The 8853-nt window shown below is 73.9% G+C and carries 11 protein-coding genes; 6 read left to right on the forward strand and 5 right to left on the reverse strand.

Translation table 11 applies throughout. From position 1 onward, the window contains the following. The first annotated feature begins 28 nt into the window (after nt 1-28). Complete coding sequence (locus tag PKE99_RS16680; RefSeq protein WP_037045902.1) at nt 29-943, forward strand: hypothetical protein; 915 nt, start codon at nt 29-31, stop codon at nt 941-943. A gap of 454 nt (nt 944-1397) precedes the next feature. Continuing rightward, a complete protein-coding gene (locus tag PKE99_RS16685; protein ID WP_037045903.1) occupies nt 1398-2129 on the forward strand; it encodes an alpha/beta hydrolase family protein in 732 nt (243 codons plus the stop codon). A gap of 229 nt (nt 2130-2358) precedes the next feature. On the opposite strand, the gene PKE99_RS16690 is transcribed toward PKE99_RS16685, so the two are convergent. After that, nucleotides 2359-3648, reverse strand: a complete 1290-nt coding sequence (locus PKE99_RS16690) for an HNH endonuclease signature motif containing protein (protein ID WP_271214885.1) — start codon at nt 3646-3648, stop codon at nt 2359-2361. 298 nt (nt 3649-3946) lie between these two features. Between PKE99_RS16690 and PKE99_RS16695 the strand changes: the two genes are divergently transcribed. Then, nucleotides 3947-4393, forward strand: coding sequence for a hypothetical protein (locus tag PKE99_RS16695; RefSeq protein WP_051738397.1), 447 nt, complete (start codon nt 3947-3949; stop codon nt 4391-4393). 9 nt (nt 4394-4402) lie between these two features. Then, a complete protein-coding gene (locus PKE99_RS16700; RefSeq protein ID WP_269323080.1) occupies nt 4403-4729 on the forward strand; it encodes a PaaI family thioesterase in 327 nt (108 codons plus the stop codon). Between the two features lie 26 nt (nt 4730-4755). Here PKE99_RS16700 and PKE99_RS16705 read toward each other — a convergent pair whose 3' ends face one another. Beyond that, nucleotides 4756-5427, reverse strand: coding sequence for a hypothetical protein (locus tag PKE99_RS16705; RefSeq protein ID WP_037054656.1), 672 nt, complete (start codon nt 5425-5427; stop codon nt 4756-4758). A 215-nt stretch (nt 5428-5642) separates the two neighbouring features. Between PKE99_RS16705 and PKE99_RS16710 the strand changes: the two genes are divergently transcribed. Next, a complete protein-coding gene (locus PKE99_RS16710; protein WP_037054679.1) occupies nt 5643-6362 on the forward strand; it encodes a DUF4389 domain-containing protein in 720 nt (239 codons plus the stop codon). Nucleotides 6363-6379: 17 nt separating this feature from the next. Then, nucleotides 6380-6607: an SHOCT domain-containing protein gene (locus PKE99_RS16715; protein ID WP_156068119.1), complete on the forward strand. Its 228-nt coding sequence runs from the start codon at nt 6380-6382 to the stop codon at nt 6605-6607. A 15-nt stretch (nt 6608-6622) separates the two neighbouring features. Here PKE99_RS16715 and PKE99_RS16720 read toward each other — a convergent pair whose 3' ends face one another. From PKE99_RS16720 to PKE99_RS16730, 3 genes are all read right to left on the reverse strand, one after another. After that, a complete protein-coding gene (locus PKE99_RS16720) occupies nt 6623-7600 on the reverse strand; it encodes an Acg family FMN-binding oxidoreductase (RefSeq protein ID WP_037054672.1) in 978 nt (325 codons plus the stop codon). A gap of 11 nt (nt 7601-7611) precedes the next feature. Beyond that, entirely contained in the window at nt 7612-7782 is a 171-nt protein-coding gene (locus tag PKE99_RS16725) for a hypothetical protein (RefSeq protein WP_197040917.1), read from the reverse strand. Between the two features lie 102 nt (nt 7783-7884). Beyond that, nucleotides 7885-8751, reverse strand: a complete 867-nt coding sequence (locus tag PKE99_RS16730) for a universal stress protein (RefSeq protein ID WP_051738399.1) — start codon at nt 8749-8751, stop codon at nt 7885-7887. Nucleotides 8752-8853: the final 102 nt, after the last annotated feature.

Genomic DNA, 8853 nt, shown 5'->3' on the forward strand with positions numbered 1-8853 from the left:
GTTCGGAGTCCGGTGCTAATCTCGCGGCGTGAATGCGGCCGTCGTCAGGTCCGTCGGCGGTCTGCTGAATTCCGTCTTTCCGCTCCGTACCCGGCGGCGCGTCGCGACGGTCGAGGTCGCCGGTCTCGATATGCGGTGGGAAGAAAAGACGGGTAGGGCCTTCCCGCCGGAACCCGATCCCCGTGGACCCGCCGAGCACCGTGAATTCCGGCTGCACCTCACCCTGACCCTGCGGAACACCGCGGACCGCCCTCGGAGGATCACCGGGCTGCGGGTCGCCTGCCCGGCGAGCGCGCTCCTGCTGCTGTACGGACTGCCGTGGGTCCCTGGCACCGGAGAGCCCGCCGCTCCACCGCAGATCGGACCGATAGGCGCTGGTCAGGGCGTCGTCGTCGGGGCGGCGACCCTCCCGCATCCCCGCGAGGATCCGGTCTTCGATCTCCGTGTGGACGTCGCTGACGCGGTTCCCGCCCACGCCGTCGCGCGCGTGCCGGTGGTCCTCGAACTCCCGGCCTTCGCGATCCGTCGGGACTACGGTCCCTACCCGTTGTACGTCCTCCAACTGGAACTGGAACTCGGCCGCGGCATGCTGCCCCTCGGGACGGTTCTCGCCGCGCCCGCCGGACCGATGCTCGACGGCGCGCTGGAGAAGGACGCGGAAAGTGTCCTCCGCGCGGAAACCCGCCGCGCACTCGCGCAGGAATCTCCGGGGGACGGTGTCGTCGAATTCGCGTCCTCACTGAACCGGCGGCTCTTCGACTGGGTCGCCCAGCGTCGCCGGACCGTCGAGACGACCCTCGCCGAGCTGTCCGAATTCGGGCCGTTCCACGTTGTCTGGGACCAACCGCTCACCGGTCGCGCCGAGCAGCTCGACCAGTACGTCGAGGGGATCGACAAGCGCCAGGCCGAGCTGCGGACCCGGCTCTTCGACCGCCGCCCCTAGCCTCGCCCGTGCCGACGGTCACGGCCGGCCTGCGATCGTCGTCGGAGCCGGGTTGAAGGCGCCGGCGCGACGGTGATCGCACCGCGGCCGGCATGCCGTGGGGCGGGATCACCGCCTGCGGACGGTGAGGCGGTGGTGATCAGTTGTCGTCGGGGAAGGCGAGCACGCGGGCTCTGCGTCCTGGGACGGCAGCCTCGGGATCGGTGAACAGGTGCTACGCACTGGGTACAGGCAGAGCGCCTTCTCTACAGCCCGTGGCATCCGTCAGGAAGCCTCCGCCGAAACCCGTTCGGCGATCGCGGCCAGCACTGCTAACTTCTCGGAGGCCGTGCGAGAGAACGAGGAGGTGGTACCCGTGAACGCTGTATCGACATGGGTGCTCCCCTCCGGGGTCACGGTCGGGCGATAGGTCGTCCGGGAGCGCCGTTCACGCGCACTCCCGAAAGGCACGACCATGCGATTCACCTCCGAGCAGCGCCTCGACGACGGCGTTCTCGAACGCGAATTCACCCTCGGTGAGATCCCCGGCATCCTGTGGACGCCCGGGTCCGTATCCGCACCGGCCCCGCTGATCCTGCTCGGCCACCCTGGCGGACTGCACAGGATGTACCCCCGACTGGTCGCCCGGGCCCGACACTCCGCCGCGGAGGGCTTCGCCGCGGCCACCCTCGAGCTCCCCGGGAGCGGTGACCGGCCCCGCTCCGCCGCCGCCGAGGAGGCCCGCGCCGACCTGCGCCGGGCGCTGGCGGCCGGCGAGCCGGTGGACGACGAGATCGTCGACCGGCTCGTCCTCCCGCTGGTCGAGAAGGCGGTCCCGGAATGGCGGGCCGCCCTGGACGCCCTCCTTTCGCTGCCCGAGATCGGCGGCCCGGTCGGGTACTCGGGAGGGGTGATCGCCATCGGAATTCGGCTGGCGGTGGTCGAGCCGCGCATCTCGGCCGCCCTTCTGTTCGCCGGGAGTTACGTGCCCCGCAGGATGTTCGAGGAGGCCCGGCAGGTCACCATCCCGTTGCAGGTCCTGTTGCAGTGGGACGACGAAGGAAACGACCGGCAGATGGCCCTGGACCTGTTCGACGCCTTCGGCGCCAAGGAGAAGACGCTGCACGCCAATATGGGCGGGCACACCGGCGTCCCGCACTTCGAGGGCGACGACGCGACCCGGTTCTTCGCCCGGCACCTGAGGTGAGGCGGACCGTCAGAGCGGCAGCAGACGGCAGGCGGTGTCGGCCAGGATGCCGCAACGCTCCCGATTCGGCGACGGCCGCTGTGGGGTCGGGGGCGTGCTGCTCGACCAGCGCGAACGCTCAGAGTCGAGCTGAATGAGCGGGTGCGTAGCGGCGCCACCGAGTGCGGGCAGGAAGGACTCGGCGGCATCTCGGCCAGCAGAGTTGGCGCCCTGCCCGGACGACAGCCGTTCATCCCACGGGCGTGAGTACCGGTGGTGGTCGTCGTCGGGGTGTTCTGGTGCGGTCGATCCAGCTCGGCGGGAGGAACTCGGGCAGCCCATCGACCATCCGGACTTCCCAGTGGGAGTGGTGGATCAGCCGGTGGTGGACGGTGCAGAGCATGACGAGGTTGCCCAGGCTGGTCGGGCCGCCGTGTTGCCATTCGCGCACGTGGTGGATCTCGCACCAGGACGGTGGGCGGTCGCAGCCGGGAAACGCGCAGCCGCTGTCACGAACCGTGACCGCCCGGCGCAGCCCGTCCGGGACGGTGCGGGAGACCCGCCCGACGTCGAGCGGAACCCCGGTGCCGTCGAGCACCACCGGGATGACCGCCGCGTCACACGCCAACTGGCGCAGGGTCTGCGGGGTGAGCTGGCCGCCGAACTCCAGCGATGCGCTCGCCGGCCGCCGCTCGAGGTCCTCGAGTCGGACGGTGACGGTCAACTGCGGGCGACGGCCGCCGGTTTCGGGCAGCCGCCCGCGAGACAGCACCTGCGCGCACACCTCGGCCAGCGCCTCGGCCTGCCGCTCGGCCGCGCTGCGCTGGTCGTCGGCGTCGCGCGGGGCGGCGCCGGCATCCACCGCGGCGGCGATGGCGTCGAACAGTGCGGCGTCGTCGTAGCGGCCGGTGAGCTTGCCGCCGGGGCGGGTGCGGAAGCGCGAGAGCCGCAGCTCGTTGAGCTGCGCGGGTGGGGTGTCGTCGGGTTCGGGCCCGTCCTGGTCGAGAATCTCGAGGAGCTGGGTGCCCCAGGTGTGTAGCTCGGAGGGTGTGTAGATCGCGGCGTTGGCGGCGAGTTGGACTTCGGCGCCGGCCCAGGTCTCGGGGGCGAGTCGGCGGGCGGGGCCGCTGTCCAGCAGCCGGGCGATCACCTCGACGTGGCGGAGCCCGGCCTCGCCGGAGGCGAACACGGTCGCGGTGGCAGGAAGTCGGGCCGGCAGCGGAACGCCGTCGAGCCCGATCTGTTCGCAGACGTTCTCGGCGGCGATCACGCGGCGGCGGGCCTCGAAGCGTTCCCAGCCGAGCAGATCGGAGAGTGCGCCGGTGGGCGAGCGGTAGCCGCGCTCGGCGAACACACCGCGCCGCTGGAGATCGGCGGTGGCGTCGACCACGGCCCGGTCCAGGAAGCGTCGGGCTTCCTCGTAGGCGACCAGCGCGGCGATGAGGTCGTCCGGTGCGGCGCTGGGTCCGGCGGTATCGGTCAGCTGCGCGATGGCCTGCTGGAGGCGCTCGCGCGCGGTGCCGACGGGCCCTGCGTCCATGCCCTGATCATACTCGAACCGATGTTCGAACACTGGTCAATCGCCGCAGATCAGCGACCTTTCACCGCGTGGTCTCAACACCTCTCGAGCAGGGCTTCGGAGGGACGACCGCTCGTCGTCGCTCCCTACGGGAAGACCCGGGTCGTCCCGACTTCCGCCCACGCCGTCGAGGAGCGACGCCGGCACCGGTCCCTGTACGTACCTCTCCGTATTGGGTGGGGTGCGGGGCGCGCCCATCCTGTCCGGTGCGCCCCGGCCGGCCGACCGGGGCCACGGATGCACCACGAGGAGGCGCACCATGCTGGGTGATCGACTGGGCGAGTCCGCCGGCAAGATCACGAGCGTCCGCATCCTCCCCTCGGAGGGGGAGCAGGTCTGGCTCGAGGTGTCCTTCCAGGGCCGCGGGAACCTGCTGGGCCAGGAGATCACGGACACCGGGACCTACCGCCAGACGATCCGGCGCGGCGGGGTCCTCTACGGCGAGGGCCACGTCCTGATGATGTCGCCGGCCGGTGATCTCGTCGACTGGGTCGGCGGCGGAGTGGGCCGGCCGACGGGCCCGGGCTACAAGGCGAGCTTCGGCGTCTTCGGTACCGCGCAGACGAGGTCGGAGAAGCTCGGACGGCTCGGCGAGGTCGCGGACGTGATCGAGTACGAGGTCGAGGAGGACGGGAGCTACCGCTGGACCATGTGGGAGTGGACCGGCGGCGGACTGACCGAGTCGCAGGCCGCGGCGGCCCAGTAGCCGGTCGAGCTGTCGTTCGAGGCGGTCGAGGACTGGACCAACCCGGCCGGCAACGTCCTCGGCGCGTTCGTCGCGGCGATGCTCTACGACGTCGTCGGGCCCGCCCTGCTCGCCACCCTGGAGCCCGACGAGTTCCAGTCGACCCTCGAACTCGGCGTGCACTTCCTGCGCCCGGTCCGGCCGGGCCGGCTGACCGGCCGCGGCCGGGTCGCGCACCGGCGCGGGGACGTCGCCCACCTGGAGGGCTCCCTGCACGACCCGGACGGCACGACCGTGGCCACGGCCACCGCGACGGCGCGGGTCATCCCCCTCGCCGAGGCCCGCGACGCGGTCTGAGCCGGCCAGCCGCTGACGGACGGTGCTCAGGCCCGCCGGGCGACGGCGGCGATCCCGGCGACCAGCGCGAAGAGCGGGAAGACCAGGGCGCTGCTGTAGGGCAGGCCGATCGCCAGGGTGGCGACGAGCGAGGCCCCGGCCAGGACCAGGCCGACGATCCCGACCGCCTTGGGCAGCAGCGCGCCGCGCAGGGACAGCACGCCGGCCGCGGCCATCACGCCCAGCGCGGGCAGGTAGGTGCCGGTGGAGATCTGGTCGGCGAGGACCGCGGCGGTGGCGCTGGCCTCGGTCGTGTACATGGACTGGTCCATGGCGCCCGGGGCGCCGCCCGCGGCCACGTAGCGCATGAGCACCCCGACCGTCGTGGTCGCCAGCAGGGCGATCGACGACCAGCGCAGCGCCTCCACCCAGCCCGGGCGCGCCGACGCCGTCGCGGCGGCCCGGCGGCAGAGGCCGAGGGTGAACAGCGTCGTCGCGATCACGGCGACCAGGCCGAGCCCGGCGCCGAGCCGGATCAGCAGCTCCGGGTTCATGTTCTCGACGATGAAGGCCCCGGGCTTGACCTCCTGGTCGGTGAAGGTGCCGGGGCCCTGCGCGAGGAACGCCGTGGCGCCGCCCGCCGTCAGCGCCGCGACGATGCCGGCCCACCCCCAGCCGGTGGTGCGGGCGGTCGCGGGGGCGGCGAGGGTGCTGGTCATGATGGGTTCTCCCTGGTCCGGAGGGTGTCGCGGGTTCGTGATCACACTGTCCGAAGCAGGACCGCGGACCCAGGGCGCCAACTCGTCGATCTTGTGCGGCCAGCCTTCGGTGCCGGGTGGTGGTGGCCTCACCCCGACGGGCCGGGTCCTCCGGCCCCGCGAGCCGGGTCCGCGGTCCCTGCCGGGGCACCCGCACCGCGCCGACGCTGGCCGGCATGACGGACACCGCGTACCCGGTCCGGGTCACAGGGCAGCTCGAGGGCGAGCCGTCGCGCTGGCTCTGGCTGGTCAAGTGGCTGCTGCTCGTGCCGCACGTGATCGTGCTGGCCGTGCTGGTGTTCGCGTGCTGGGTGGTCACCGTGGTCGCGTTCGTCGCGATCCTCGTGTCCGGCCGGTATCCGCGGGCGCTCTTCGAGTTCTCCGTCGGAGTGCTGCGCTGGGGGTGGCGGGTCGCGTACTACGGCTACGGCGCCAACGGCACCGACCGCTATCCGCCGTTCACGCTCGCCGACCGCCCCGACTACCCGGCCCGGCTGGAGATCGACCCGCCCGAGCGGCTGTCCCGCGGACTCGTGCTGGTGAAGTGGTGGCTGCTGGCGCTGCCGCACTACCTCGTGCTGTTCTTCCTGGTCGGGGGCGGCGGCACGGTCGTGTGGCGGGTCGGCACCACCGCCCCGACCCAGTTCGACGGCGGCCTGCTGACCGTGCTCGTCCTCGTCGCCGTCCTGGCGCTGCTGGTCACGGGGCGCTACCCGCGCGGGCTGTTCGACCTCGTGGTCGGCTTCGACCGCTGGGTGCTGCGCGTCGCGGCCTACGCGGCCCTGCTGACGGACGCCTACCCGCCGTTCCGCCTCGACCAGGGCGCCACGGAGCCCGCCGTCCCGGGCGACGAGGCGGCCGAGCCGTCGGTCCCGCCGGCGGGAGCGGTCCGATGATGTGGGGGGTCGGGGGCATGACGACGATCTGGCTGGTCGCCGTGATCCTCGTGCTGGTCGCCGCCGCCGTGGGGGCCGCCGCGGGCGCGGCCCTCGTGGCGCGGCGCGGGATCACCGCCGACGACATCGATCCCGACCGGGCCCGCCGCATCCTCGACGAGCGGCTGGCGATGGGGGAGATCGACGTCGCCGAGCACGAGCGCGTCCGCGCGGCCCTCGAGCACCGCGAGCCCAGCGGCTCCTGATCCCAGCCCCGCAGCTCACGGGTGCAGCAGGACCGACCGCAGCGGGCGGCGCGGCGTGGGCTCCAGCGGCGGCGCCCCCGGCGCGGGGAAGCCCAGCCGGATCACGAGCTGCGGGTGCTCCGCGATCCTCAGCGCCGAGCGCAGGCCTTCCCGCGCCGTCGGCATCTCGACGGCCTGGCTGAGGGGGTCGGTGGCGAGGCCGCCGCGGGTCGCGGTGAGCAGCACTGCGCTGGTCGCCTCCCCGGCCGCCAGCCGCGCCGCGAGGTCGTCCTCCGGCGTCGCCAGCACCATCAGCAGGCCGCCGTCGGGGCCGAGACCCCGGCCGGGGGACAGGGTGCCGGACGGGAAGCGCTGCAGCTCCGGCTCGTCCCACTGCCCGGTCCGGACGGGCACCGCGGTGGGCGGCACCCCGTCGGCGGCGTCGGCGTAGCGGCGGGTCCACATCAGCAGCTCGGCGAGGTAGCCCGGCTCGTGGCGCTGCTCGCGAGCGGCCCGGCCCAGGACGTCGGTCATCCGGGTGAGGACGGCGGAATCGGTCACCGGCACCGCCACGACGCCCAGCTCACCGGCGCGTTCGACGAGCGCCGCCACGTGTGCCGCGGGCACGGGCTCCGGGGAGTACCGGCGCCGGTCGGTGTGCCGCCGCGCGAGCTGGCCGAACAGGGCGGCCGCGGCCCGGTCCGGTTGCCCGTCGACGAGCCGGACCGTGGCCAGGTGCCAGAGGTGGTCGGGATCGGGGAACCGGTCGATCTCGACGGCGCCGCCGAACCCCGCGGCGGCCACCCGCAGGTGGTGGAGGGCCGCGCCGCAGCTGATCACGAGGTCCCGGCGGTCCGGGTCCGTGCCCGGCAGGTGCCGCGCGGGATCGGCGTGCAGTTCGACCTCACGTGCGCGCAGCCGCCAGCGCCAGGGCTGGGTGTTGTGCACCGAGGGTGCCCGGAGCGCGAGCTGGACGGCCCGCTCCAGCAGGCCGGCGGTGACGTCCGTGGACATGACGGGCCCGGTCAGGGGACGACGCGGCCGAGCCGGCGCCCGGCGAAGTCGACGGCGACGCCGTCGGCCCGGGTGGATCCGATGCGGACGCGGGCGAAGTCGCGCACCTGCCCGTTCCCGTCCACGGTCCCGATGCGGACGCCGCTGTCGTCGACGACGATCGCGGTGGAGGCGGTGGGCATGGTCGCTCCCGGGGGGCGTCGAGGTGCCGGACGCCTCCACGATCGTCCGGCTCCGCCCTGGTCACCAGGGTCGAACGGAGAGCCCTCGGCGGCCCTCCGTCCCTAGGAGTCCCGATCTCCCGACGGGTCCTCCGGCTCGGGCACGGCGACGAGCACCGGGCAGCCCGCGAGCCGGATCGCGGTGCGGGTGGTGGACCCGAGCAGGTGCCGCCGCCCCCGCCCGGCCCCGACGACGAGCAGGCTCGCCCGGTCCGACCTCTCGACCACGGCCTCGTACTTCGGCTCGCGCACCACCCGCAGGGTCGTCGGCACGCCGGGTCGGGAGGCCTCGAGGGTGTGCAGGAGGCGTTCGAGGGCGTCGCGCGCCTCCGCGGCGCCGCCGGGGTTGCGGGCCGCGTGCAGCACCTCGAGCCCGACGCCGTGCCGGGCCGCGGCCCGCCGGGCCTGCCGGAGCACGACGACGTCGGCGGCGGGATCGCCCACGGCCGCGACGACCGGGCCGCGCGGCGTCCCCGTCCGGGGCACGACCACGACGGGCCCGCCCGCCCGCGAGGCGAGGTCCAGGGCGAGCGACCCGACGAGTGCGTCCGTCGGGTGCCCGGACCCGGCGAGCCCGACGACGAGGAGCCCGCCCAGCCGGCCCGTGTCCCGCGACGTCGCGACCAGGGCGGCGAGTGGTTCGTCCGCCACCAGGACCGTCCGGGCCTGCACGTGCGGAGCGTGCCGGTGGGCGACGGTGTAGGCACGGGCGAGGATCCGCCACGCGTGGGCGTGCAGGGACCCCGTCGACCCCGCTGCGTAGGGCGCCGCGTGCAGGAGCGTGAGCCCCGCACGGCGGACGGCGGCCTCGGCGGCCGCCCAGCGGACCGCCCGCAGGCCCGCGTCGGTGCCGTCGACGGCGACCGTGACGCCGTTGCGTTCGGCCGTGGGACCGGGAAGGGGCTGGGGTGCGGTCATGGGGGCGGTCATCGGTGCTCCGTAAGGTTGTTGATGTTCGGGACGAGGTGTTCCGGACGCCCGCGACGGCAGGGTGTGGCTGATCGGTTCTTGTCGTTGGTGGCTTCTGAGGAG

This window comes from Pseudonocardia halophobica (genome assembly GCF_027922425.1).
GTDB classification, from domain to species: domain Bacteria; phylum Actinomycetota; class Actinomycetes; order Mycobacteriales; family Pseudonocardiaceae; genus Pseudonocardia; species Pseudonocardia halophobica.